At 72.3% G+C, this 23,794-nt stretch carries 19 protein-coding genes; 9 read left to right on the top strand and 10 right to left on the bottom strand.

Annotated features, from left to right (window positions below; genetic code table 11):
* Positions 1–2: 2 nt before the first annotated feature.
* Positions 3–1,112: a lysophospholipid acyltransferase family protein gene (locus ACFYX4_RS09650; protein WP_389328575.1), complete on the top strand. Its 1,110-nt coding sequence runs from the start codon at positions 3–5 to the stop codon at positions 1,110–1,112.
* A 214-nt stretch (positions 1,113–1,326) separates the two neighbouring features.
* Here ACFYX4_RS09650 and ACFYX4_RS09645 read toward each other — a convergent pair whose 3' ends face one another.
* From ACFYX4_RS09645 to ACFYX4_RS09635, 3 genes are all read right to left on the bottom strand, one after another.
* Positions 1,327–2,571 carry a DUF5667 domain-containing protein gene (locus tag ACFYX4_RS09645; RefSeq protein WP_389328572.1) on the bottom strand — a complete coding sequence of 415 codons (1,245 nt, stop codon included), beginning with the start codon at positions 2,569–2,571 and terminating at the stop codon, positions 1,327–1,329.
* Between the two features lie 234 nt (positions 2,572–2,805).
* Positions 2,806–3,642, bottom strand: coding sequence for an ECF subfamily RNA polymerase sigma factor, BldN family (locus ACFYX4_RS09640; RefSeq protein ID WP_389328569.1), 837 nt, complete (start codon positions 3,640–3,642; stop codon positions 2,806–2,808).
* An 839-nt stretch (positions 3,643–4,481) separates the two neighbouring features.
* Positions 4,482–5,390 (bottom strand): HAD family hydrolase, encoded by a 909-nt coding sequence (locus tag ACFYX4_RS09635; RefSeq protein ID WP_389328566.1) that lies wholly within the window; start codon positions 5,388–5,390, stop codon positions 4,482–4,484.
* A gap of 163 nt (positions 5,391–5,553) precedes the next feature.
* Here ACFYX4_RS09635 and ACFYX4_RS09630 point away from each other — a divergent pair, with 163 nt between their 5' ends.
* The 6 genes from ACFYX4_RS09630 to hemB all read left to right on the top strand — a co-directional run bounded on the left by ACFYX4_RS09630 (position 5,554) and on the right by hemB (position 12,693).
* Entirely contained in the window at positions 5,554–5,841 is a 288-nt protein-coding gene (locus ACFYX4_RS09630; protein ID WP_389328563.1) for a glutaredoxin family protein, read from the top strand.
* A gap of 333 nt (positions 5,842–6,174) precedes the next feature.
* The gene (locus ACFYX4_RS09625) at positions 6,175–6,939 is read left to right on the top strand and encodes a redox-sensing transcriptional repressor Rex (RefSeq protein ID WP_389328560.1); all 765 of its coding nucleotides are present in this window, start codon (positions 6,175–6,177) and stop codon (positions 6,937–6,939) included.
* Positions 6,936–8,828 carry a glutamyl-tRNA reductase gene (locus ACFYX4_RS09620; RefSeq protein WP_389328557.1) on the top strand — a complete coding sequence of 631 codons (1,893 nt, stop codon included), beginning with the start codon at positions 6,936–6,938 and terminating at the stop codon, positions 8,826–8,828. Before ACFYX4_RS09625 ends, ACFYX4_RS09620 begins: the two co-directional genes overlap by 4 nt.
* Positions 8,825–9,832, top strand: a complete 1,008-nt coding sequence (hemC, locus tag ACFYX4_RS09615) for a hydroxymethylbilane synthase (protein WP_389328554.1) — start codon at positions 8,825–8,827, stop codon at positions 9,830–9,832. The genes ACFYX4_RS09620 and hemC overlap by 4 nt, the downstream gene beginning before the upstream one ends.
* Complete coding sequence (locus tag ACFYX4_RS09610) at positions 9,829–11,538, top strand: uroporphyrinogen-III synthase (RefSeq protein ID WP_389328551.1); 1,710 nt, start codon at positions 9,829–9,831, stop codon at positions 11,536–11,538. The genes hemC and ACFYX4_RS09610 overlap by 4 nt, the downstream gene beginning before the upstream one ends.
* A 162-nt stretch (positions 11,539–11,700) precedes the next feature.
* On the top strand, positions 11,701–12,693 hold the full coding sequence (gene hemB, locus ACFYX4_RS09605) for a porphobilinogen synthase (protein ID WP_389328548.1): 993 nt from the start codon (positions 11,701–11,703) through the stop codon (positions 12,691–12,693).
* Between the two features lie 56 nt (positions 12,694–12,749).
* On the opposite strand, the gene ACFYX4_RS09600 is transcribed toward hemB, so the two are convergent.
* Positions 12,750–13,421, bottom strand: a complete 672-nt coding sequence (locus tag ACFYX4_RS09600) for a DUF4232 domain-containing protein (protein WP_389328545.1) — start codon at positions 13,419–13,421, stop codon at positions 12,750–12,752.
* A 197-nt stretch (positions 13,422–13,618) separates the two neighbouring features.
* Between ACFYX4_RS09600 and ACFYX4_RS09595 the strand changes: the two genes are divergently transcribed.
* Positions 13,619–14,995: a helix-turn-helix domain-containing protein gene (locus tag ACFYX4_RS09595; RefSeq protein WP_389328542.1), complete on the top strand. Its 1,377-nt coding sequence runs from the start codon at positions 13,619–13,621 to the stop codon at positions 14,993–14,995.
* Here ACFYX4_RS09595 and ACFYX4_RS09590 read toward each other — a convergent pair.
* From ACFYX4_RS09590 to ACFYX4_RS09575, 4 genes are all read right to left on the bottom strand, one after another.
* The gene (locus tag ACFYX4_RS09590; protein WP_389328539.1) at positions 14,935–15,135 is read right to left on the bottom strand and encodes a hypothetical protein; all 201 of its coding nucleotides are present in this window, start codon (positions 15,133–15,135) and stop codon (positions 14,935–14,937) included. The genes ACFYX4_RS09595 and ACFYX4_RS09590 overlap by 61 nt on opposite strands.
* Positions 15,136–15,303: 168 nt before the next feature.
* Entirely contained in the window at positions 15,304–16,122 is an 819-nt protein-coding gene (locus ACFYX4_RS09585) for a DUF4253 domain-containing protein (protein ID WP_389328535.1), read from the bottom strand.
* 51 nt (positions 16,123–16,173) lie between these two features.
* Positions 16,174–17,943, bottom strand: coding sequence for an arginine--tRNA ligase (gene argS / locus ACFYX4_RS09580; RefSeq protein WP_389328532.1), 1,770 nt, complete (start codon positions 17,941–17,943; stop codon positions 16,174–16,176).
* A gap of 120 nt (positions 17,944–18,063) precedes the next feature.
* A complete protein-coding gene (locus ACFYX4_RS09575) occupies positions 18,064–19,077 on the bottom strand; it encodes a hypothetical protein (protein WP_389328529.1) in 1,014 nt (337 codons plus the stop codon).
* 160 nt (positions 19,078–19,237) lie between these two features.
* On the opposite strand from ACFYX4_RS09575, the gene lysS reads away from it, so the two are divergent.
* Positions 19,238–20,977 carry a lysine--tRNA ligase gene (gene lysS, locus ACFYX4_RS09570; RefSeq protein ID WP_389328526.1) on the top strand — a complete coding sequence of 580 codons (1,740 nt, stop codon included), beginning with the start codon at positions 19,238–19,240 and terminating at the stop codon, positions 20,975–20,977.
* A 96-nt stretch (positions 20,978–21,073) separates the two neighbouring features.
* On the opposite strand, the gene ACFYX4_RS09565 is transcribed toward lysS, so the two are convergent.
* Together ACFYX4_RS09565 and ACFYX4_RS09560 are read right to left on the bottom strand one after the other, a co-directional pair.
* A complete protein-coding gene (locus ACFYX4_RS09565) occupies positions 21,074–22,729 on the bottom strand; it encodes a DUF2637 domain-containing protein (RefSeq protein ID WP_389328523.1) in 1,656 nt (551 codons plus the stop codon).
* A 76-nt stretch (positions 22,730–22,805) separates the two neighbouring features.
* Entirely contained in the window at positions 22,806–23,762 is a 957-nt protein-coding gene (locus tag ACFYX4_RS09560; protein WP_389328520.1) for a DUF3558 domain-containing protein, read from the bottom strand.
* Positions 23,763–23,794: the final 32 nt, after the last annotated feature.

Below are 23,794 nucleotides of genomic sequence, written 5' to 3'. Positions count from 1 at the left end.
CGATGGCGGACGCCAAGGTCATTCCGTTCGACGACGACCGGTCCCGCGGGGGCGCCGCGCAGCGGCCGCCGCGGCGGCGCGGCGGGGCGAGCCGGCGCGCGAACGGCGAGCCGGCGCCGGTCCGTGAGATCGGCGAGGCGGGTGCGGCAGGTGCGGGGGGTGCGGCGGAGGAGATGGGCGAGGTCCAGCCTCTGCCCGCCAGGGCCGTCCCGCAGGATGATGTTCAGGTGACCGGTGAGGGACGGCCGCCCGCGGGGCAGCGTGAGGACGTCGGCGGCCTGGAGCGACGCATCGCGGGCGGGCTGAACTTCCTGCGCCGGCGGCTGACGGGCGACTACGAGGTCGACGACTTCGGCTACGACGAGGAACTCACCGACCAGGTCCTGATGTCGCTGCTGCGGCCGGTGTACGAGAAGTACTTCCGGGTCGAGGTGAAGGGCGTCGAGAACATCCCGGCCGAGGGCGGCGCGCTGATCGTCGCCAACCACTCCGGGACGCTGCCGCTGGACGGCCTGATGATGCAGGTCGCCGTGCACGACCATCATCCGGCGAATCGTCACCTCAGGCTGCTGGCCGCCGATCTCGTCTTCGTGCTGCCGGTCGTCAACGAGCTGGCGCGCAAGCTCGGGCACACCCTGGCGTGCGCCGAGGACGCCGAGCGGCTGCTGGGGCAGGGCGAGCTGGTCGGGGTGATGCCGGAGGGCTTCAAGGGCATCGGCAAGCCCTTCAGCGAGCGTTACAAGCTTCAGCGCTTCGGCCGGGGCGGCTTCGTCTCCACGGCCCTGCGCAAGGGCGCGCCGATCATCCCGTGCTCGATCGTCGGGGCGGAGGAGATCTACCCGATGATCGGCAACGCCAAGACGTTGGCGCGTCTTCTGGGCTTTCCGTACTTCCCGTTGACGCCGACGTTCCCGTGGCTCGGCCCGCTCGGCGCGGTCCCCCTGCCGACGAAGTGGACGATTCAGTTCGGGGAGCCGATCCCGACGGACGGGTATCCGCCGGAGGCGGCGGAGGACCCGATGCTGATGTTCAACCTGACGGACCAGGTACGCGAGCAGATCCAGCACACGCTGTACAAACTGCTGGTGCAGCGGCGGTCGGTGTTCTTCTAGGCAAGGGTCGGATCTGGGCCGCACGGCACCGTGATGTGAGCCGACGGACGGAGTCCGGCGCAGCGGGTCGAAGCCCGCGGAGCGGTGCGAGAGCGGCAATGTGAAGGGGCCAAACTGCTGGTGCAGCGGCGGTCGGTGTTCTTCTGGGGGCCGTTGGCAGGTACGGAGTCGGGGGCGTCCTTCGTGGGAAGGGCGCCCCCGACTTCTGCTGCTCTCAGTCCATGTCCTCGCTGTCGATGCCCAGGCCGGGGAGGAGGCCGGGGAGGAGGGGCGGGACGGTGATGTCGGGCGGGGTGGGCGGGGTGGTGGTCGGGGTGGTGATGTCGGGGCTCTGGGGTGGGTCGAGCAGGCCGCCGGTGCTGCCGCCGAGGAGGCCGTCGTCCTCGGTGCCGGTGGCGGACGGGTTGCTGGGGCTGCCGGTGTCGCCGCCCGGCCGCTCGGCGCCGGGGGTGCCGTCGCCGGTGCTGGGGGCGGTGGAGCGGCCGGTGCCCGAGGCGTCGGGGGACGCCGTGCCCGTGCTCGTGCGCTGTCGTCTGCTGTCCTCGGCGCCGCCCTGAGCGGGCGGTCGGGGGAGCAGGGACTGGAGCGGGGCGACCTCCTGGTCTATGGCGTCGAAGACCGACGACACCTTCTGACTGACGTCGCCGAGCTGTACGGGCAGCTTCTCGCGCAGATCGCCCCAGACGTCGCGGTGCGAGCGCGAGAAGGCGGACAGCGCCTGGATGGGGCCCAGGGAGTCCGGGTCGCGCTCGTACGCCTCGTGCAGCAGCCGGTGGCCTTCGGAGGCGTCGTGCTGCATGCCGGACAGGGCGCGTCGGATCTCGCCCAGGGACTCATGGTCGAGCGGGACTCCGCCGCGGCCGCGCTCCATCAGCCGGCGTGCTTCGCCGAGCCGGGTGGATGCCTGGTCGAGGTAGGCCCGCCCGCGCTCGCCGTCGCCCTCGGCGAGGTAGTTGAGCTTGAAGTCCTCGATGCCGCGCTTGAGTCCGTACAGCGAGTCGCCGGGCAGCGCGTCGGAGCTCGCGGCGGCGACGCCGCCGAAGGCTCCGGCGGCCACGCCGACGCTGAGTCCGCCCGCGGTGAGGCTCTTGGCGAGCCGTGTGCGCGGTCGGAGCTTGCCCAGCGGGGACGCCCGGTGGGCTCCCCGCGCGCGGGATCGCTGCTCGGGTACCGATGCGTCCGTCGCCTCGCCCGCGGCGCCCGCCTTCAGCATGGCCTCCATCGCCGCGACCAACTGGGCGCGCTGGACGACCTTGACCTCAGGGTCGAGTTCCGGCCGCGGCAGCTCGGCGAGACTCGTCGCGAGGGCCAGGAGGCGGCCCTGCTCGGTCTGGTCCGCAGCGGCCGGTGCCGGTGCCGATCCTTTGGACTGCTCGGCCGCCGTGTCCTGGTCGGACTGCTCCTCCAGGGCCTGGGCGAAGGCGTTCGCCCGCCGGTGCGCCGATACGTTCGCGATCACTGGCGGCACCTCCTCTCGTCATGACGGTCGACTCCCCGGGGGTCCTGGGGGTTGCACGCCCGCGACCGCTTCCACACGATCGAGTGATCGGTGACGGCCGGGACGTGACCACAGGGAGCCTGTATCCCGCACAACGACTGGCACGGCACTTGGGTTACGGACTGCGGATGATCGGATGGGGAAGTCAACGGACTTTCACTGAACGTGAGTTGAGGTCGCCCTGGGTGGGCGGGGTCAGCGGGCGTCGTCCGGGAGGAGACGCGCGAGCGTGCGGACGGCCCGGTACTGGAGCGTCTTGATGGCGCCCTCGTTCTTCCCCATCACCCGGGCCGTCTCGGCGACGGAGAGGCCCTGGAGGAAGCGGAGGGTGACGCACTCCTGCTGCTGGGGGTTGAGCCGGCGTACGGCGTCCAGCAGTGCGGCGTTGGAGAGGGACTCCAGGACGGAGTCCTCGGGGGAGCGCTCGACCTCGTTGGCGTCGAGCATCTCGCCGGTGGTGACCTCCAGCCGGAAGCGGCTGGACTTGAAGTGGTCGGCGACGAGGTTGCGGGCGATGGTGACGAGCCAGGCTCCGAAGTCCCGGCCCTGCCAGGTGAAGGTGCCGATCCGGCGCAGGGCGCGCAGGAACGTCTCGCTGGTGAGGTCCTCGGCGGTCGCCTTGCCGCCCACCCGGTAGTAGATGTACCGGTACACCGTGTCGCTGTACTGGTCGTACAGGCGGCCGAAGGCTTCGGCCTCGCCGGCTTGCGCGCGTTCGACGAGGTCCATCATCCGGGCGCTGTCGCTGTCGGCGGCCGGCCGGCGGGCGGTGGCCGCGCCGGTCGCGCGTCCTCGTCTGCCGACCGTGCGTCCGTCGCCCGACCGCCGGCCCTCGACGACGCTGCGCGCCGGCACCTGCTCCAGGCCGTCGGCCAGTGCGTAGCACGGGCCGGCCGGAGCGGCGGTGGCGAAGGCGGGGACGGGGACTGCGTACGCGGTGGGGACGAAGCCGCGCAACAAATCCTGGACCGTAGCGACCTTTGCGCGCAGCGTAGCCAGGCCCGAGGTGTCAACCCCGACGTGTGGGTACACGGGACTCCCAGAGGCAGAGCTTCCATCACGTGCAGTGCGGGACCTTTCACCCGTCGTAGCGACGGAGGGGTACCGGATTGCGTCTGAGGAGAATAACGCTTCGTACAGGTGCTGCTACACCGAGTTGCTCAAAGTGTCGATTACGTCGCTTCTGTCGCCGATTGACGCTCGATCAAGCGGCGCAGAGTGAACGTTTATCGATCGGAAAGGTTCGAGTTTCCGGTCGCTCCAGGGCGTGTTGTGGCGGTGCGCGGACAACGCACGGCGCCTGCTCGAACGTCGGCGCGGCGCACCCCACCTGCGCGGGACGCGGCGGTGACCGGCACACACCACCGACCACACCACGCGAGCCGCCCGTTTCACGGAACGCGAGCGGCGGCCCGCCAGCCCGGGTGAGGCGCGGGGCGCGCGGTCGACGGGGGTGGGGGCGGGGGCGACGGGGCTGGATGCAGGGCCGGACGCGGGGTCGGCGGCGCGATCCTCGCGGGGGCCGCCCCGCGTGCTCGTGTTCCGCTCGATGACCTCGCGTGCTCGCGCTCAGTTCAGCGCCGGGGGTGGCGCAGGGCGATCGCCGTCGCCGTGCTGCCCGCTCGGGCCCCGCGTGCTCGCGCTCAGCTCCTGCCGCGCCGCACGGCGATCGCCGCCGCCGTCCGCCCGCTCGCCCCGCGTGCTCGCCCTCGGGCCGGCGGCCTCGCGTGCTCGTCTTCCGCTCGGCTGCCCCGCTTCCTCGCGCTCGACTCAGCGCCTGCGGCGGCGTAGGGCGATCACAGCCGTGCCGCCCGCTCAGCCGCCCCGCGTGCTCGCGCTCCGCGCAGTGGACCCGCGGCCTTGCCCCTCGCTCAGCGTCTGCGGCGGTGCAAGGCGATTGCTGCTGCTGTGCCGCCTGCTACCGCGCCCACTCCTGCTGCTGCCGGGATGCCGACCTTGGCTGCCTTGCGGCCTGTGCGGTAGTCGCGTAGGCGCCAGTCGAGGTCGCGGGCGTGCTTGCGGAGCTTGGTGTCGGGGTTGATGGCGTAGGGGTGGCCGACGAGGGAGAGCATCGGGATGTCGTTGTGGGAGTCGCTGTAGGCCGCGCAGCGGGAGAGGTCGAGGCCCTCCGCGGCGGCCAGGGCGCGTACCGCCTCCGCCTTCGCCGGGCCGTGCAGCGGCTCGCCCACGAGCTTGCCCGTGTAGACGCCGTCCACCGACTCCGCGACCGTGCCCAGCGCGCCGGTGAGGCCGAGGCGGCGGGCGATCACCTGGGCGATCTCGACGGGGGCCGCTGTGACCAACCACACCTTCTGGCCGGCGTCCAGGTGCGCCTGGGCCAGCGCCCGGGTGCCCGGCCAGATGCGCTCGGCCATGTACTCGTCGTAGATCTCCTCGCCGATCGACTGGAGTTCGGAGACGCGATGGCCCTTGACGATGGACAGCGCCGAGTCGCGGGCCTCCTGCATGTGTTCCGGGTCCTCGATGCCGGCCAGCCGGAACCACGCCTGCTGCCAGGCGAACCGGGCGAGGTCGCGGGTCTCGAAGAACTTGCGTTTGTACAGGCCACGGCCGAAGTGGAAGAGGGCGGCGCCCTGCATCACGGTGTTGTCCAGGTCGAAGAAGGCAGCCGCCTTCTCGTCACCGTGGACGGGGAACTGAGCTTCGTCCTGGGTGTCCTGCGTGGACTTGCGGGCGGCCTCCGCCGAGGCCTCGCCTGCCAACACGCTCCGCGCCGTGGCGGAGCGCCTACGGGGAGTGAGCCATCCGAGAGCGGCCATGGCGTGAGCATAGCCAGTTCGGCAGGTGGTTCCGGAGTCACGAGGTTTGAACGCTGTGAACTCTCCGCGACCGTGTCGTTAAAGGAGCCGGGCGGGAACGGGCGGGAATGGGCGGGGAGGCGGGGCGGAACGGCGGCCGCCGCCCGCGCGCCGCCGCGCGAGAATGGCTCACATGAGTCCCCTCTTCCGCCGCAAGGGCCCCGCACCGCAGGACCGGCTCGTGACGTTGATCGGCAAGCCGGGCTGCCACTTGTGCGACGACGCGCAGCTCGTGATCGAGAAAGTGTGCGGCGACCTCGGCGTGCCGTGGGAGAAGCGCGACATCACCGAGGACGCCGAGCTCCACGACCAGTACTGGGAGCAGATCCCCGTCGTCCTGGTCGACGGTGAACAGCACACCTTCTGGCGGGTGAACGAGGAGCGGCTGCGCAGGGAGTTGGCGGGCGGCTGACGCGGGGGCGGCCCCGCGGCCGGACGGTGCTTGATCGACAACTGACCGACCAGTCCAAGTAGGTCGCAAAGTCGCTTAGGATCGACGGTGACCAGGTCTCGGGGGCGGGATTCGTGAGGAGAGTGTGCGGTTTTGCCCCCGGTAAAGAAGGAACGCGGGCGCGTGTGCGCCGGTTCCCCGCGCATACGCCGGGGGCGCGTGACCCCGGTCACGTTGGCCGGGCAAATCGGACACCATCTTTGTGCACGCGTTCACAAAGACATAGCCTGCTTTCGACGGGGCGGTCTGGGGACGTACGACCGCCTACAGCCCCGCTCTACCCGCAGGAGCACCGTGGCAACTGGCCGAACTCACCGACCGGCGACCCGTAGCCGAGGGATTCCCGAGGCCACCGTCGCCCGGCTTCCGCTGTACCTCCGCGCCCTGACCGCGTTGTCGGAGCGCTCGGTCCCCACGGTCTCCTCCGAGGAGCTCGCGGCCGCCGCGGGGGTCAACTCCGCGAAGCTGCGCAAGGACTTCTCGTACCTGGGCTCCTACGGGACCCGTGGTGTGGGGTACGACGTCGAGTATCTCGTCTACCAGATCTCCCGTGAGCTCGGGCTCACCCAGGACTGGCCGGTAGTGATCGTCGGTATCGGCAACCTCGGCGCGGCGCTGGCCAACTACGGCGGTTTCGCCTCCCGCGGCTTCCGGGTCGCGGCCCTCATCGACGCCGATCCCGCGATGGCCGGGAAGCCGGTCGCCGGGATCGCGGTGCAGCACAGCGACGAGCTCGAGAAGATCATCACCGACAACGGCGTGTCGATCGGCGTCATCGCGACGCCCGCCGGCGCCGCCCAGCAGGTCTGCGACCGGCTCGTGGCCGCCGGGGTCACCTCCATCCTGAACTTCGCGCCGACCGTGCTGACCGTCCCGGACGGCGTCGACGTGCGCAAGGTCGACCTCTCCATCGAGCTCCAGATCCTCGCCTTCCACGAGCAGCGCAAGGCCGGCGAGGAGGCCGCCTCCGGCGACGGCGCCGGCCCGGTGCCCGTCACCCGCGGCCGGTCCGCCGACAAAGGTCCTGACGGGGACGTCCCCGCCGTGATGCCGGCATGAGTCTCCTCGTCGTAGGACTGAGCCACCGCACCGCGCCCGTGAGCGTGCTGGAGCGCGCGTCGCTCTCCGCGGACGCACAGTCCAAGCTGCTCCAGGACACGGTGGCGGCCGAGCCGGCCGCCGAGGCCGCGGTGCTCGCCACCTGCAACCGCATCGAGCTCTACGCCGACGTGGACAAGTTCCACGCCGGTGTCGCCGAGCTGTCCACGCTGCTCGCCCAGCACAGCGGGGTCGGCCTGGAGGAGCTCACGCCCTACCTGTACGTGCACTACGAGGACCGGGCCGTCCATCACCTGTTCTCGGTGGCCTGCGGTCTGGACTCGATGGTCGTCGGCGAGGGCCAGATCCTCGGGCAGATCAAGGACTCGCTGGCCCGCGCGCAGGAGCTGCACACCGCCGGACGGCTGCTGAACGACCTGTTCCAGCAGGCCCTGCGGGTCGGCAAGCGCGCCCACTCCGAGACCGGCATCGACCGCGCCGGCCAGTCCCTGGTCACCTTCGGCCTCCAGCAGCTGTCCGCGGGCGGCGACGTCACCGCGTGGGCCCGCGGCAGGCGCGCCCTCGTGATCGGCGCCGGCTCCATGTCCTCGCTGGCGGCGGCCACGCTCGCGCGTGTCGGCGTCGCCGAGATCGTCGTCGCCAACCGCACCTTCGACCGCGCCGAGCGCCTCGCGCACCTGCTCGAAGAGCAGTACGGGCGACGCCCCGCCCACGCGGCCGCCGAGGCCGACGGGACGGAGGTGACGGCCCGTGCCGTCACGATGGAGGCGGTGGCCGAGGAGCTGACACGTGCCGACGTCGTCGTCTCCTGTACGGGGGCGACGGGGCTCGTCCTCACGGCGGACGCGGTCGCGGCGGCGGTCGAGGGCCGCACCGGAGCGCCCGTCGCCTTCACCGAGGACCTCTCCGCCCAGGAGCCCGCGCGGACCGGCGTACGGCCGCTGCCGTCCCCCTCCCTCGGCTCCGCCGGGGCGGACGACAACTGCCCGCTCGACCTGTCGGCCGTGCAGCAGTCCGGCTTCTCCGTGATGGGGGAGGCCGCCGTCGCCGGCATGGACGCGGCGACGCTGGAGCAGCACGCCGCCTGGGTCGCCGGCGCCGGCGTGGACCGCCGCGAGGCCGCCCGCCGGCCCGAGGCCGAGGCCGAGCTGATCAGCGCGCTCGCCGCGACCGCCGCGACCCTCGGCCGGGTCCCCGAGCGCCGGGCGCCCGAGCCGGTCGCCGCGCCCGTACGGCCGGAGCCGGTGCTGTTCCTGCTGGACCTCGCCATGCCGCGGGACGTCGACGCGGCCGCGCACCGGCTCGCCGGGGTGCGGCTGGTGGACATCGAGTCGCTCGCCGAGGTCTCGGCCGACGCGCCGATGGCCTCCGACGTGGACCAGGTGCGCCGGATCGTCGCCGACGAGGTCGCCGCGTTCGGCGCGGCGCAGCGGGCCGCGCACATCACGCCGACCGTGGTCGCCCTGCGCGCCATGGCCGCCGACGTCGTGGCCGGCGAGATCGCCCGGCTCGACGGGCGGCTGCCCGGCCTGGACGACAAGCACCGCGCCGAGATCACGCAGACCGTGCGGCGGGTCGTCGACAAGCTGCTGCACGCGCCGACCGTGCGGGTGAAGCAGCTCGCGGCCGAGCCCGGCGGCGCCGGGTACGCGGACGCGCTGCGCACCCTGTTCGACCTCGACCCGGAGGAGGTCGCGGCCGTCTCGCGGGCGCAGGACGGCGACGGCGGCGGGTCGCCGGCCGACGTGGCCGCCGCGACCGGCATCACCGCGGCCGGCATCACCGGTACCACCAGTACCACCGGCATCACCGCGAGCACCGGCATCAGCGCGGCGGCCGGCAACACCGAGATCACCGAGAACCACGCCAAGAACCGAGGGCCGGTATGAGTACGAAGGCACTGAGGCTCGGGACCAGGCGGAGCAGACTCGCCATGGCCCAGTCCGGGCAGGTGGCGGACGCCGTGCGCCGGGTGACCGGGCGGCCCGTCGAGCTCGTCGAGATCACCACCTACGGCGACACCTCCCGCGAGCACCTCGCGCAGATCGGCGGCACCGGCGTGTTCGTCACCGCGCTGCGCGACGCGCTGCTGCGGGGCGAGGTCGACTTCGCGGTCCACTCGCTGAAGGACCTGCCGACCACGCAGCCCGAGGACCTGGTCCTGGCCGCCGTGCCGGTGCGCGAGGACCCGCGTGACGTGATCGTCGCCCGGGACGCGCTGAAGTTCACCGACCTGCCGCGCGGGGCGCGCATCGGCACGGGTTCGCCGCGCCGGATGGCGCAGCTGAACGCGTACGCCCGCGCCCACGGACTGGACATCGAGACGGTCCCGATCCGGGGGAACGTCGACACGCGGATCGGTTTCGTCCGGGACGGTGAGCTGGACGCCGTCGTTCTGGCCGCCGCCGGACTGAACCGGATCGGTCGGAGTGAGGAAGTGACCGACTTCCTGTCGGTCGACACGGTTCTGCCCGCCCCCGGCCAGGGGGCACTGGCGATCGAGTGCAGGGCGGGGAACACCGCCCAAGACGCAGACCTGATCGCTTCGCTCGGCGAGCTCGACGACCCGTTCACCCGGGCCGCCGTGACCGCCGAACGGTCACTGCTCGCCGCCCTGGAAGCCGGCTGCTCCGCCCCTGTGGGCGCGCTCGCCGACCTTCCCCCACTCTCGGCTCCGCTCGAGCGGGGGGACCCCCAGGCCGACGGGCAGATTGTCAAGGAAATGCGCCTGCGCGGCGTCGTCGGCACGACCGACGGCACGCGCATGGTGCAGCTGTCCACCACCGGTCCCGTGCCCGAAACGCACGACCGGGCAACGGCGCTCGGTCGCGAACTCGCGGCCGAGATGCTTGCCCAGGGCGCGGCCGGTCTGATGGGGGAGCGAGCACAGTGAGCCCCACCGCCCTTCCTGCCGCCGCCGGTCCTGAACACGGGCACGTCACCTTCCTCGGTGCCGGACCCGGGGATCCGGGACTGCTGACCCTGCGCGCCGTGGAGGCGCTGGCCCACGCGGACGTCCTCGTCGTCGAGCACGAGGTGCTCGACGTCGTCCGGACGCACGCGAGGCCCGGCGTCACCGTCGTGAACGCGGAGACCGGTCCGTCCTCGGACCCGCTCCCGGGCACGGGCGCGCCTCTCGCCGCGGTCGTTGACGGCGCGTCAACAACCGTTGCTGATCCCGCGGTGCGGGATGCCGCACATCTTGTCATGGAGGCCGCGCGGGGCGGCAGGCGGGTCGTGCGTGCGGTGTCCGGGGACCCCGGACTCGACGCCTACGCGGCCGAGGAGATGCTCGCCTGCGCCGCGGCCGGCGTGCCCTTCGAGGTCGTCCCCGGCGTGGCCGCGGCGGTCGGCGTGCCCGCCTACGCGGGTGTGCCGCTGCGCGACGCGCAGGGCGCCGACGTCCGGTTCGTGGACGCCCGTACCGCCTCCGACCGGTGCTGGACCGAGGTCGGCGCGTCGGACGGCACGGTCGTCGTGTCGACGACCCTCGACTCGGTCGCGTCCGCCGCCGGCGAGCTGGTGTCGGCCGGGCGCAAGCCCGACACCCCGATGACGGTCACCGTCGCCGGCACGACGACCCGGCAGCGCACCTGGTCGGCCACGCTCGGCACCATCGCGCAGACGCTGAAGCAGGCCAAGGTGCTGCCCTCGCCCGAGGGCGGCCGGCCGGTGATAGCCGTGGTCGGCGAGCGTTCCGCCCCCGCCCAGCGCGACCAGCTGGCGTGGTTCGAGTCCAAGCCGCTGTTCGGCTGGAAGGTGCTCGTGCCGCGCACGAAGGAGCAGGCGGCGTCGCTCTCCGACCAGCTGCGGTCCTACGGCGCCGTCCCGCACGAGGTGCCGACGATCGCCGTCGAGCCGCCGCGTACGCCCCAGCAGATGGAGCGGGCGGTGAAGGGCCTGGTCACGGGCCGCTACGAGTGGATCGCCTTCACCTCGGTGAACGCCGTCAAGGCGGTGCGGGAGAAGTTCGAGGAGTACGGGCTCGACGCCCGCGCCTTCGCCGGGATCAAGGTCGCGGCGGTGGGCGAGCAGACCGCCAAGGCGCTGATCGCCTTCGGCGTGAAGCCGGACCTGGTGCCCAGCGGTGAGCAGTCGGCGGCGGGCCTGCTGGAGGACTGGCCGCCCTACGACCCGGTGTTCGACCCGATCGACCGTGTCTTCCTGCCCCGGGCCGACATCGCCACGGAGACGCTGGTCGCCGGGCTGATCGAGCTCGGCTGGGAGGTCGACGACGTCACGGCCTACCGGACCGTACGGGCCTCTCCCCCGCCGGTGGAGACGCGTGAGGCGATCAAGGGCGGCGGCTTCGACGCGGTGCTGTTCACGTCGTCGTCCACGGTGCGGAACCTGGTCGGCATCGCCGGCAAGCCGCACAACGTGACCGTCATCGCGTGCATCGGCCCGGCCACGGCCAAGACCGCCGAGGAGCACGGTCTCCGCGTGGACGTCATGGCTCCGGAGCCGTCCGTGCACAAGCTCGCGGAGGCGCTGGCCGACTTCGGCGTACGGCGCCGGACCGCCGCGCTGGAGGCCGGCGACCCGGTGACGCGGCCGAGCGAGCGCAGGCCGGGGGCTCGGCGACGCCGGGCCACGTGAGACGCGGAAGCGCCTGACGGCGTGTGCTGTACGGCCCTGCGCCTGGGACTCGACCCGGGTGCGGGGCCGTGCGCGTTCGCGCCGACGGGGTGGCGGGCCGCGGGTGTTCGCGCCGACGGGGCGTCGGCAAAGGCGCTGTCGGGGCGGGCGTAGCTTAGGCGTATGACGAAGTACGGATCCTTTCCCGGTACGCGTCCCCGGCGGCTGCGCACCACCCCCGCGATGCGGCGCATGGTCGCCGAGACCCGGCTGCATCCGGCCGATTTCATCCTGCCCGCGTTCGTGCGGGAGGGCGTGAGCGAGCCGGTGCCGATCCAGGCGATGCCCGGGGTCGTGCAGCACACCCGGGACAGTCTGAAGAAGGCCGCGGCGGAGGCCGTGGCGGCCGGGGTCTCCGGGATCATGCTCTTCGGGGTGCCGGAGGAGGCGAAGAAGGACGCGCTCGGGACGCCGGGCACGGATCCGGACGGGATCCTCCAGGTGGCGATCCGGGATGTGCGGGCCGAGGTCGGGGACGACCTGCTCGTCATGTCCGACCTGTGCCTGGACGAGACGACCGACCACGGGCACTGCGGCGTGCTGGACGCGCAAGGGCGCGTCGACAACGACGCGACCCTGGAGCGGTACGCCGAGATGGCGCAGGTCCAGGCCGACGCCGGCGCCCATGTCGTCGGCCCCAGCGGGATGATGGACGGGCAGATCGGCGTCGTCCGTGACGCGCTCGACCAGATCGGGCGGGAGGACGTCTCGATCCTCGCCTACACCGCGAAGTACTCGTCGGCCTTCTACGGGCCCTTCCGGGAGGCCGTCGGGTCCTCGCTGAAGGGCGACCGCAAGACCTACCAGCAGGACCCGGCCAATCTGCGGGAGTCGCTGCGCGAGCTCGCGCTGGACCTGGAGGAGGGGGCCGACATGGTGATGGTCAAGCCGGCCGGCCCCTACCTGGACGTCCTCGCGCGCGTCGCCGACGCGGTGGACGTGCCCGTCGCCGCCTACCAGATCTCCGGCGAGTACTCGATGGTCGAGGCCGCCGCCGAGAAGGGCTGGCTCGACCGGGACCGGGCGATCCTGGAGACGCTGACCGGCATCAAGCGGGCCGGGGCGCGGAACATCCTCACGTACTGGGCGACGGAGGCGGCTCAGAAGATCCGGTGAGCTGAGCGCCTGCCGGTGGCCGCGGTGGCCTGAGGGGACCCCGGTGGGCCCGGTGTCTACCGGTCGAGGGCGTCGTCCATGTCCCGCTGCCAGTACGTCACCGTCAGCGAGCTGTCGTAGTACACGCCCGCGGCCGGCAGGGGCGGCGTCGCCGACGCGCCGCCCTCGCTGTTCGGCGTCCGGCCCTGGAAGCCGACCGTCAGCTTCTTCGCCGTCGTCCCGCCCTCGCCGCTGCCGTCGGCCGCCGACAGCAGGACGCCCGCGTAGCCGGACTCACCGGGGGCGAGGGTCGTCACGGCCTGCGGCCGGGTGTCCTTCGCGGCCTGCGGCACCCACTGCATCTCGTCGAAGCGCAGCACGGGGTAGTAGGTGAGGTCGCAGACCTTGCTGCCGGTGTTGGTGACCGTGATCAGCATGTGGTTCAGGGGGCGCGGGACCGGCTTCGCGGTCACCTTCGTGTTGGAGCCGTTGCACAGGACGCGGTTCTCCGGGGCGTACGGGTCCTTGTCGTCCTTGCTCTGCGCGGTGCCGCCGGAGGACGGCTTGCCGGAGGTGCCGCCGGTGCTCTCGGCGCCCGTTCTCGCGGGCAGCGGGGTCCCCGACGACGCCGCGGGCGTCGACCCGCCGGCGCTCCGCGCGTCCGTGCCCTCCTCGCACGCGGTCAGGGACAGGGCGGCGACCGCGGCGATCGCGGGGACGAGCAGACGGCTGGTGCGACGGATGCGCATGGCGAAGTCCTCTTCCGGAAAAGGGTGGTTGGCGCAGGCCGCTCGACCGGTCGGCGGGAGCGGCGTGCTTGGATGGCCTCAGCTTGTTGGGAGATCCGTCCCGGCCGCCACGCCTGGCGGGCCATCAGGGACGCTGGAACGGCCACAAGCCTTCTGAGCTGGAAAGACAGACCGTCCCCGGAACGCCGGGATGGGACATGGGGGGTGGACGAACGGTGTCTGCGACCGAGTTCGCGGATCTGCTGCGGGAGTTCAAGGAGCGGTCCGGGCTGAGCTACGGGACGCTCGCGAAACGGCTCCACATGAGTACGTCGACGCTGCACCGCTACTGCAACGGGGACGCCGTCCCCGCCGACTACGCGCCGGTGGAACGGCTCGCCCGGCTCTGCAAGGCGAAGCCCGAGGAACTGGTCGAACTGCACCGGCGGTGGGTGCTGGCGGACGCGGGGCGGGGGAAGAAGGGCGCGGGGGTCGCCGTCGCCGGCGAGGCCGCGGACGTGTCCGAGGCGACGCAGGCAGACCGGGACGTCGAAGCGCCGACACGAGGCCCGGCCGGTCCGGACGATCCGGCCGGTCCGGACGAGGGCGAGTCATCGGACGACGGCGACGGCGACGGCGCGAACGAGGGCGGAGCGGCATCCGGCGTTCGCCGTCGCCCGCGTATCCTCGCCGCGGTCGCCGCCGCCACGGCCCTGAGCGCCGTCGCGCTCGCGCTGTCCCTGACCCTGCCGGGCGGCGGCTCGGACGACGACGAGGGCGCGCGTCCGGCCGGCAACGTCTCCGCGCAGGGGAAGCGGGGGGCGGAGTCGAGCGTCTCGCCGTCGGTCTCCGTGTCGTCCACGACGTCGTCCTCTCCCTCGCCCTCCGCTGCTGGCGCGTCGCCGTCCGGGTCGCCCTCGACGTCGGCTCCCGCCGGGGGAGGCGCGGGGCCGGAGGCCCCTGAGGCGGACGACACCGCGCCTCCGCTGACCGTCGCCGTCCGTCCGTACGCCTGGCTGGACCCCTGCTCGCCGCACTACCTGGTCGACAAGGAGCCGGGGCGGGTGTCGCCGCCGCCGCTCGAACAGGACGCGCACGCCTGGGTGGCCGCGCACGGGGCCGTGCCCTCGGGGGAGCAGATGGTGGAGGTGACCGTGCAGGGGACCGGGGCCGCGACCGTCGTCGTGGAGAGCCTCAAGGTCCGTACGGTGCAGAAGAGTTCGCCGCTCGCCTGGAACGACTTCGCCATGGGGTACCCCGGCGTCGGCTGTGGCGGCGGGGTGCCGAAGCGCTACTTCACCGTCGCGCTCGACGCGGTGCGTCCGGCGCTGCTGCCGGAGGCGGGAGCCGACGACTTCCCGTTCTCGGTGAGCGAGTCCGACCCGGAGGCCTACTACGTCGCCGCCGACGCCTCCGCGTACGACGTGCGGTGGGTGCTGGAGCTGTCCTGGTCCAGCGGGTCGCGGCGGGGCACGCTGACCGTCGACGACGACGGCAAGCCGTTCCACACGAGCGGCAACAACGGGCGGCCCTCCTACGAGTTCCCGATCGGCGGTTCCGCGTGGGGGCGGGCCGGGGCCTCGCCGACGCCGTAGGAGCTCGGCTCGGAAGGGCCCTCGTCGCGTACGCCCTGGCCGTCCTCGCAGGCGGTGAGGGCCAGGGCGGCGGCGCAGGCGAGGGCGGTGAGGAGCAGGCGGGTGCGGCGGTGCCGGGTGGGGGCGCGGTGTATCGGCATGGGATCAGAGTGGTGCGTGCGGGGGCCGTGGGGCCAGAGTTGCCGGGGAAGTCGGGACGCTGGTCCGTTCCTCCCCTCTCTGACCTGCGGTGACGTCACCCGCCCGGGACGGCGCCCGGGACGGTCAGGCGTGCTCCCGTCCCGCCTGCCGGCGCGCTGGGGCGTCGGTCAGTCCCACCAGAAGGTCCAGGCCCGTTCGTCGACGAGGTCCTTCGCGTACTCCCGCAGCGTCTGCTGGTTGAAGTTGTCGGGGCAGAAGGCGTAGTGCTCCGCCGCCAGCGCCTCGGCGTCGGCGGGGTCGGTGGGCGGGGCGGCCACGGAGACGGTCAGGGTGTCGAAGCCGAGGGCGACGACGCGTATGCCGAAGCGGTCCTCCCAGGAACGCAGGACCGCGCAGAGCCGGGCCACGTCGTCGTCGTGGTTGAGCGGGCCGGACCAGCCGATGGCGGCGGGGATGTCGGCGGAACGGCGGGCCGGGACGAGGGCCACGCGGGGATCCTTGAGCCAGGGGCGCGAGCCGTCGGAGAGGGCGTCCGCGAGCTGCGTGGCGCAGGCGCCGGGGTCGACGGTGAGGGGGAGGGCGGGGGCGAGACCGGGCCAGTCGGGGCCGAACGGGGCGAGCCAGTCGCCGAGTTCGTCGTCCGGCTCGTCCTCCTCGTCGCCCTCCCAGTAGTCGGCGAGGACGTCCTCCGCGTCGTGGTCGCCGGGGTAGGAGACGTCCCCCGGCATCAACTCCCATTCCTCGGGCCCCCCTTGGCGGTCACCCGTGTCGACGAGCACGGGCAGCAGCCCCGCACGCCCCGCCGGCCCGCCCAGCGCCGCCCAGTTGCCGGAGGACGCCGACTGCTCCGCGTGCCACAGCAGCGGCTCGTCCCACACCCCCTCGTCCGTGGTGTCGATCAGCCGCCCCGGCGGCAGCCGGAGGCCGAGGGTACGCCCACTGGGATCGGAGGCCAGCACGGGAAGAGGATTGGGAAGAGTCGCCATGGTGGGGACTGTAGGGCCCGGCACTGACAGTCGGGCCCCCGCCGGTCGGCGTCAGAGCTTCTCAGGCGTCCTGATGCCCAGCAGGGCCATCCCCCGGTGGAGGGTTCGGGCCGTCAGGTCGATCTGGAACAGGCGGTTTTCCTTCTGTTCCGGGGTCTCCGCCTTCAGGACCGGGCACTGGTCGTAGAACGTCGTCAGGTGTGAGGCCAGCTGGTAGAGGTACGCCGCGAGCTTGTGGGGCTCGTAGGCCGACGCGACCTCCAGGATCGTCTCGCCGAACTGGTCCAGGTGCAGGCCGAGCGCGCGTTCCGCCGGGGCGAGGGGCAGCTCCGGGTGGGCGGTCGGCGTCGCGCCCTCGGACTTGCGCAGGATCGACTGGATACGGGCGTACGCGTACTGGAGGTAGACGGACGTGTCGCCGTTCAGCGAGACCATCTGGTCCAGGTCGAACTTGTAGTCCCGCACGGCCGACGTCGACAGGTCGGCGTACTTCACCGCGCCGATGCCGACGTGCCGGCCGTTCTCCTCGATCTCCTGCTCGGCGAGGCCCATCTTCTCGGCCTTCTCCCGGACCACGGTCGTCGCCCGGTCCACCGCCTCGTCGAGGAGGTCGACCAGCTTCACCGTCTCGCCCTCGCGGGTCTTGAACGGCTTGCCGTCCTTGCCCAGCACCGTGCCGAAGGCGAGCTGGTGCGCCTTGACGTCGTCGTTCAGCCAGCCGGCCCTGCGCGCGGTCTCGAAGACCATCTTGAAGTGCAGCGACTGACGGGCGTCGACGACGTAGAGCAGTGACTGCGCCTTGAGGTTGAAGACGCGGTCGCGGATCGCGGAGAGGTCGGTGGCCGCGTAGCCGTAGCCGCCGTCCGACTTCTGGACGATCAGCGGGACCGGGTTGCCGTCCGGGCCCTTGACGTCCTCGAAGAACACGCACAGCGCGCCCTCGGAGCGGACGGCCACGCCCGACTCCTCCAGCAGGCGGCAGGTCTCGGCCAGCATGTCGTTGTAACCCGACTCGCCGACGATGTCCGCGTCCCGGATCTCCATGTCCAGCTTCTCGAAGACGGAGAAGAAGTAGATCTTCGACTCGTCGACGAACTTCTGCCAGGTGGCCAGCGTGTGCGGGTCGCCGGCCTGGAGGTCCACCACCCTGCGGCGGGCCCGCGTCTTGAACTCCTCGTCGGAGTCGAAGACTTTGCGCGCGGCCTTGTAGAGGCGGTCGAGGTTGGACATCGCCTCCTCGCCGCTCGCGTGGGACTCCTTGTGGTCCAGTTCGTGCGGGTGCTCGTCCAGATACTGGATGAGCATGCCGAACTGGGTTCCCCAGTCGCCGATGTGGTGCCGGCGGACCACCGTCTCGCCCGTGAACTCCAGGAGTTGGACCACCGCGTCACCGATGACGGCCGACCGCAGGTGGCCTACGTGCATCTCCTTCGCCACGTTCGGCTGCGCGTAGTCGATCACCGTCGTGCCCGGGTGCGCGGCGTGCGGCACGCCGAGCCGGCCCGTGTCGTCGGCGTAGCGCGCGGCCAGGTTCTCCGTGATCGCCCTGTCCGTGATCGTGACGTTCAGGAAGCCGGGGCCGGAGACCTCGACCTCCTCGATCACCTCACCGGTGACGACCTCGGCGACGACCTTCGTGGCCAGCTCCCGCGGGTTCGCCTTCGCCTTCTTGGCCAGCGCGAGGATGCCGTTGGCCTGGAAGTCGGCCCGGTCGCTTCGTCGCAGCAGCGGGTCCGCGTCGGCGGCCTCCGGCAGGGTGGCCGAGAGGGCGGACGCGAGGTGCTGCCGGACGGAGTCGCTGAGGGACGTGACCGAGGCCATAGGAGTGGGTGCCGTTCTCCTCGTGGAATTGATGGACCCGGCCAGTATCCCACGGGGGGTAAAGCGCTTTTCCGGCCTCGCGGGTCTCGCGGGCCTCGCGGGCTGGGTCGGCCTGGCGGCTCAGCCGGTGCGGCGGGACCGGTTGCGCAGCAGCACGAGTGCGCCACCCGTGAGGGTGAGCGCCGTCGCGCCCGCGGCGGCGGCCATGACCGGTCCGGCCCCGACTTCGGCGAGCCACCCGCCGGTGGTCGACGTGGTCGAGGACGCCTTGGCGACGGTGAGGACGAGGGTGGCCTCGTCGTTCGACCGGTCCGGGTCGTTCGGAGTCGGCGTGGGGAGGGAGGCCTGCACGCGGTGCGTGGTGCCGGCGGCCTCCTTCGGGAAGTTCCAGGCGAAGGGAATCGTGACGGTGGCGCCCGGTGCCAGATCCTCGAGGACGTCGCAGATCAGCACGTCCGGCTCGGCCCAGCAGTCCTTCTCGTACCCGGACTCGGTCCCGTAGTCGGTGCCCATGGAGAAGTGCACGGCGTCGAGCCGGACGGGGGCGGGGCCGTGGTTGGTCACGACGAGCCGCGTCGTCACGCCCTCGCCGACGGCCACCGGCCCCGAGGGCGCCTCCCATGCGAAGCCGAGATCGGCGGGCGTCCGCACCGCGACCTTTCCCGTCACGGTGTCGTTCCCGGGCTGGGCGTCGACCGTGTCGCCGGTGTCGGCGGTGGTGGTGAACGTCAGCGTCGTCCCCGGCGCCACGTCCGCGTCGACCTCGACCAGCACGTACGCCGCGACGTCCGCCTTCCCGTCCTTCGCAGTGCACTTCACGATCCGGCCGTCGGCGGACGGTGCGCAGTCGCCGTCGGTCCCGTCCTCGTAGGTCCGCACGTAGGCGACGCCCTGCGGGAGCGTCAGGGTGAGGCCCCACCGGGGAGCCTGACCCGTCAGGAGTTCGGCGGTCGGCCGCACGCCGATGGTTCCGCCCGGCGCGGCGCTCGCGTTGACGAAGGCCTGCCTCGCCCGCACGTCGACCGGACCGGCCGCGGGCGCCGCCCGCGCGGCCGTCGTCGTGGCGGCCAGCAGCGACAGCGTGGCCGCCCCTGCTCCGGCGGTGAGGCATCCCCGGCGTCGGCGCGTGCGCAATGTTCCCCCTGGTCGTCTCGGTCGTCGGGAGCGGCGCGTCGCGCCGTCACCGGAAGTCGTTTTCGTGGTTGGGGGCCGGGCTGGGACAATGGGTGCGCCGGCCGTGCGACCGTACCGGCCGCCGTTGAGGAAACATCCAGAGAAACCAGAAAAAGAGGACGTGCCGAACGTGGCTCAGAGCACCGAGACCACCGACTGGGTCTCCCGTTTCGCGGATGAGGTCATCGAGGAGTCGGAGCGTCGGGCCCCCGGCAAACCCGTCGTGGTCGCGTCCGGGCTCTCCCCCTCCGGCCCCATCCACCTGGGGAACCTGCGCGAGGTCATGACCCCGCACCTCGTCGCCGACGAGGTCCGCCGACGGGGGCACGAGGTCCGGCACCTGATCTCGTGGGACGACTACGACCGCTACCGGAAGGTGCCGAACGGCATCCCGGGCGTGGACGCGTCCTTCGCCGAGCACATCGGCAAGCCGCTGACCTCCGTCCCCGCGCCCGAGGGCTCGGCGCACCCGAACTGGGCCGAGCACTTCAAGGCCGCGATGGTCGAGGCGCTGGCGGAGCTGGGCGTCGAGTTCGACGGGATCAGCCAGACCGCGCAGTACACCACCGGCGTCTACCGGGAGCAGATCCTGCACGCCGTCCGGCACCGGGGCGAGATCGACGCGATCCTCGACCAGTACCGGACCAAGAAGGCCCCGGCGAAGAAGCAGCAGAAGGCGGTCGACGAGGCCGAGCTGGAGGCCGCCGAGGGCTCGGGCGCGGCGGCCGAGGACGACGGCAGCTCCGGCTCCGCCGGCTACTTCCCGTACAAGCCGTACTGCGGCAACTGCGAGAAGGACCTCACCACCGTCACCTCCTACGACGACGACAGCACCGAGCTGACGTACGCCTGTGACGCCTGCGGCTTCTCCGAGACGGTGCGGCTGAACGAGTTCAACCGCGGCAAGCTGGTCTGGAAGGTCGACTGGCCGATGCGGTGGGCGTACGAGGGCGTGGTGTTCGAGCCGAGCGGCGTCGACCACTCCTCCCCGGGGTCCAGCTTCCAGGTGGGCGGCCAGATCGTCGGCATCTTCGGCGGCGAGCAGCCGATCGGGCCGATGTACGCGTTCGTCGGCATCAGCGGCATGGCCAAGATGTCGTCGTCGCGGGGCGGTGTGCCCACCCCGGGCGACGCGCTGAAGATCATGGAGCCGCAGATCCTGCGCTGGCTGTACGCGCGGCGGCGGCCCAACCAGTCCTTCAAGATCGCCTTCGACCAGGAGATCCAGCGGCTCTACGACGAGTGGGACAAGCTGGACGGCAAGGTCGCCGACGGGTCCGCGCTGCCGGCCGACGTGGCCGCGCACTCGCGCGCGGTGCGCACCGCCGGCGGTGAGCTGCCGCGTACGGCCCGGCCGCTGCCGTACCGGACGCTGGCCTCCGTCGCCGACATCACCGCCGGGCACCAGGACCAGGCGCTGCGGATCCTCTCCGAGCTCGACCCGGAGAACCCGCTCGGCTCGCTGGAGGAGGCCCGGCCGCGCTACGACCGGGCCGAGGCCTGGATCAACACGCAGGTGCCCGCCGACCAGCGGACCATCGTGCGCGAGGAGGCCGACGGCGAGCTGCTGAAGTCCCTCGACGAGACGTCGCAGCAGTCGCTGCGGCTGCTGCTCGACGGGCTGGAGTCGCACTGGTCGCTCGACGGGCTGACGCACCTCGTGTACGGCGTGCCGAAGGTGCAGGCCGGGTTCTCGGCGGACGCGACGCCTAAGGAGCTGCCGGCCGAGATCAAGACCGCGCAGCGGTCGTTCTTCGCCCTGCTGTACCACCTGCTGGTGGGGCGGGACACGGGGCCTCGGCTGCCCACGCTGTTGCTGGCGGTGGGGCAGGAGCGGGTGCGGATTCTGCTGGGGGAGTAGCGAGAGCGTGAGAGAAGCGCCCGGTGCCTTGGGGTACCGGGCGCTTTCTCGTGCGGGTTTCTGTGCCGCTGCTCATGCGGCTTCTTATGCCGCTTCTTATGCGATGTGGTCCTCTTCCAGTTCCGCCGAGTGGCGCATCTGGAAGCGTTCCGTCAGGGTCTTCAGGTCGCTCGGGCTGAGGATCGTGCCGTACGTCGTCTGGATGTTGTCGCCGAGGACGCGGGGGGTGGGGTAGCTGCCGTCTATCGACTGACGGAAGACCTGGTAGTAGGCGTCCTCGTCCGGCTCCGGGGGGCCGCCGCCGTCGCCCAGTTCCCGGGTGCGGCCGCGGCTGACGGGGATGGGGAAGCTGCCGGTTTCCTCGGGGGAGGGTTCCTCCGGCGGGGGTTCTTGGCGGTACTGCTCCTCGTCCCACTGGATGCCGGGGTCGAAGTCGGGGTTGTAGCCGCCGTGGTACTCGATCTGCTGCGGGTGGCGGGAGTGCAGCCACTGGTTCACGTCGGGCTCGGCCGGGTTGCCTGGTTGCCCGGGGTTCTGGTGGCCGCCGGGGTATGCGCGCTGCTCGCTGTGAGGCGCCGCTTTCTGTGGGACGGGCGCCGCCCCAGCGGCACGATTGCCCGCGGCGGCGGGTGTGCCTGCGTCGGCGGCAGGTGTGCCTGCGGCGGCGTTGGGTGTGCCCGTGGCTGAGAAGGGGCCTGCTGCGGGGCCCATGCCGGCGGCGGAGGGGTCTGTTGCTACGGCGGGTGTGCCTGCGGCGGCGCCAGACATGCCTGCGGCGGCGGGTGTGCCCGCGGCGGCTGCGAGTGGGCCTGCTGCGAGGCCCGTGCCGGCGGCGGAGGGGTCCGCTGCTGCGGCGGCATACGTGCCCGCGGCGGACGGGTCTGCTGCCGTGTTCGTGCCGGCGGCGGAGGTGCCCGGTGCCGCGGTGGGCGTGCCTGCGGCGGCGTCCGTGCCCGCTGCTGCGGCGGACGTGCCCCTTGCGTCGGTGGGTGTGGCTGCGGCCAGGGCTGGGGGCTGTGTAGGGCGTAGTTCCGGTTGGGGAACCGGGGGCAGGAGGGCTGGTTCTATGCCTGCTGCTGCCAGGCCCGCCGGGGCTGTTTCCGCCAGGGGGACGCCGTAGCGGGCCAGGCGGAGGGGCATCAGGGATTCGACCGGGGCCTTGCGGCGCCAGGCGCGGCCGAAGCGGGAGCGGAGGCGGGCCTGGTAGACGAGACGTTCCTGCTCCAGCTTGATGACCTGGTCGTAGGAGCGCAGCTCCCAGAGCTTCATCCGGCGCCAGAGCAGGAAGGTCGGCACCGGGGAGAGCAGCCAGCGGGTGAGGCGGACGCCCTCCATGTGCTTGTCGGCCGTGATGTCGGCGATCCGGCCGACCGCGTGGCGGGCCGCCTCGACCGACACCACGAACAGGATCGGGATCACCGAGTGCATGCCGACGCCCAGCGGGTCCGGCCAGGCGGCGGCGCCGTTGAACGCGATGGTCGCCGCCGTCAGCAGCCACGCCGTCTGCCGCAGCAGGGGGAACGGGATGCGGATCCACGTCAGGAGCAGGTCCAGGGCGAGCAGGACGCAGATGCCCGCGTCGATGCCTATCGGGAAGACGTACGAGAAGTTCCCGAAGCCCTTCTTGACGGCCAGCTCGCGCACGGCCGCGTAGGAGCCGGCGAAGCCGATGCCGGCGATGATCACGGCGCCGAACACGACCACACCGATGAGAACGCGGTGCGTCCGGGTCAGCTCTATTGGCGCGGCCACCCGCACTCCCCTCCCCTTGCGTGTTGTTGCGCGCAACAGGGTGGCACACGCGTGCGACGCACGCGGTGCCGGTCTGTCAGCTCTTGTTCTCGGCGGAGGCCGAGGCCGACGGCTTCGAGGGGGACGCCGACGGGGACGGCGACGACGTCGACGGCTTCGAGGGGGACGGGCTCGTGGCCGAACCGCCGCCCGTGGCACCGCCGTTGGCCGATTCGCCGTTGGCCGACCGGACCGCCGCCACCACTTCCTTGGCGGCCTTCTCCGCGGACTTCGTCAGCGCGTCCGGGCTGGGGGTCTTGTCGCCGGCCAGACCCGCGCCGTTGTAGTCGAGGGTGACGACGACGTTCTCCACGCGCGCGACGACGGTCTGCTGCTTGAAGGCGCCCTCGGTCTTCTTCAGGTCGTAGCGCACGGTCGTCGCCTGGTCGCCCGCGCCGGTGAGCGCCTGCGTCTTGGCGTTCGCCGCGCCCGAGACCGCCTGGGCGCCCTTGACCTGCTTGGCGTAGTACTCCTGCGCCTGCTGGTCGCCGGAGCTCGCCGCGTCCGACTCGAAGCGCAGCAGGGAGACGTTCAGCCAGCGGAACTGCGAGCCCTTCACCCCGTTGTTCTGAAGGCTGGACCAGGAGCAGGACGCGCGGGCGCCGGTGTCCTTCGACGCGCCCTCCTTGCCCGCCGCGCCCGCCTTGGGCACCAGTTCGGTCAGCGTCTTCTTCGACAGCGCCTTGCAGGCCTCCGGCAGCGCCTTGTACGCGGCGGCCTGCACGGTCGGCTGGGCGCTGACGGTGGCGCCCGCGCCGGCGGCGGTGTCGGCGCCGGTGTTCTGCGTGGCGTTGGCGTCGGCGGAGCCGGAGCCGGAGCCGGAGTCCGAGGAGCAGCCGACGGCGACCAGCATCACGGGGAGTACGGCCGCCGCGGCGAGGGCGCGGTTCAGGCCTCCGACTCGCTGCGTCCGCCGGCCGCGCCGGTCGCGGTCGTCGCGGTGGTCGTGCTGGTCGTCTCGCTGGGCTCGTCGCTGCATGGTTCCTTCACTCATGACGCTCGTGGTTCCTGCGGTCGGATCGGGTC

The organism is Streptomyces sp. NPDC002328 (genome assembly GCF_042890065.1).
GTDB lineage: Bacteria > Actinomycetota > Actinomycetes > Streptomycetales > Streptomycetaceae > Streptomyces.
This window is presented reverse-complemented; position numbering and strand designations above follow the sequence as displayed.

Coding starts and splice junctions, on each gene's coding strand:
- argS (WP_389328532.1), bottom strand. CDS start 17,943: ATGGCCTCGGTCACGTCCCTCAGCGACTCCGTCCGGCAGCACCTCGCG.
- ACFYX4_RS09560 (WP_389328520.1), bottom strand. CDS start 23,762: ATGAGTGAAGGAACCATGCAGCGACGAGCCCAGCGAGACGACCAGCAC.
- ACFYX4_RS09585 (WP_389328535.1), bottom strand. CDS start 16,122: ATGGCGACTCTTCCCAATCCTCTTCCCGTGCTGGCCTCCGATCCCAGT.
- ACFYX4_RS09600 (WP_389328545.1), bottom strand. CDS start 13,421: ATGCGCATCCGTCGCACCAGCCGTCTGCTCGTCCCCGCGATCGCCGCG.
- ACFYX4_RS09590 (WP_389328539.1), bottom strand. CDS start 15,135: ATGCCGATACACCGCGCCCCCACCCGGCACCGCCGCACCCGCCTGCTC.
- ACFYX4_RS09650 (WP_389328575.1), top strand. CDS start 3: ATGGCGGACGCCAAGGTCATTCCGTTCGACGACGACCGGTCCCGCGGG.
- ACFYX4_RS09595 (WP_389328542.1), top strand. CDS start 13,619: ATGGGGGGTGGACGAACGGTGTCTGCGACCGAGTTCGCGGATCTGCTG.
- hemC (WP_389328554.1), top strand. CDS start 8,825: ATGAGTACGAAGGCACTGAGGCTCGGGACCAGGCGGAGCAGACTCGCC.
- ACFYX4_RS09630 (WP_389328563.1), top strand. CDS start 5,554: ATGGCTCACATGAGTCCCCTCTTCCGCCGCAAGGGCCCCGCACCGCAG.
- ACFYX4_RS09635 (WP_389328566.1), bottom strand. CDS start 5,390: ATGGCCGCTCTCGGATGGCTCACTCCCCGTAGGCGCTCCGCCACGGCG.
- hemB (WP_389328548.1), top strand. CDS start 11,701: ATGACGAAGTACGGATCCTTTCCCGGTACGCGTCCCCGGCGGCTGCGC.
- ACFYX4_RS09620 (WP_389328557.1), top strand. CDS start 6,936: ATGAGTCTCCTCGTCGTAGGACTGAGCCACCGCACCGCGCCCGTGAGC.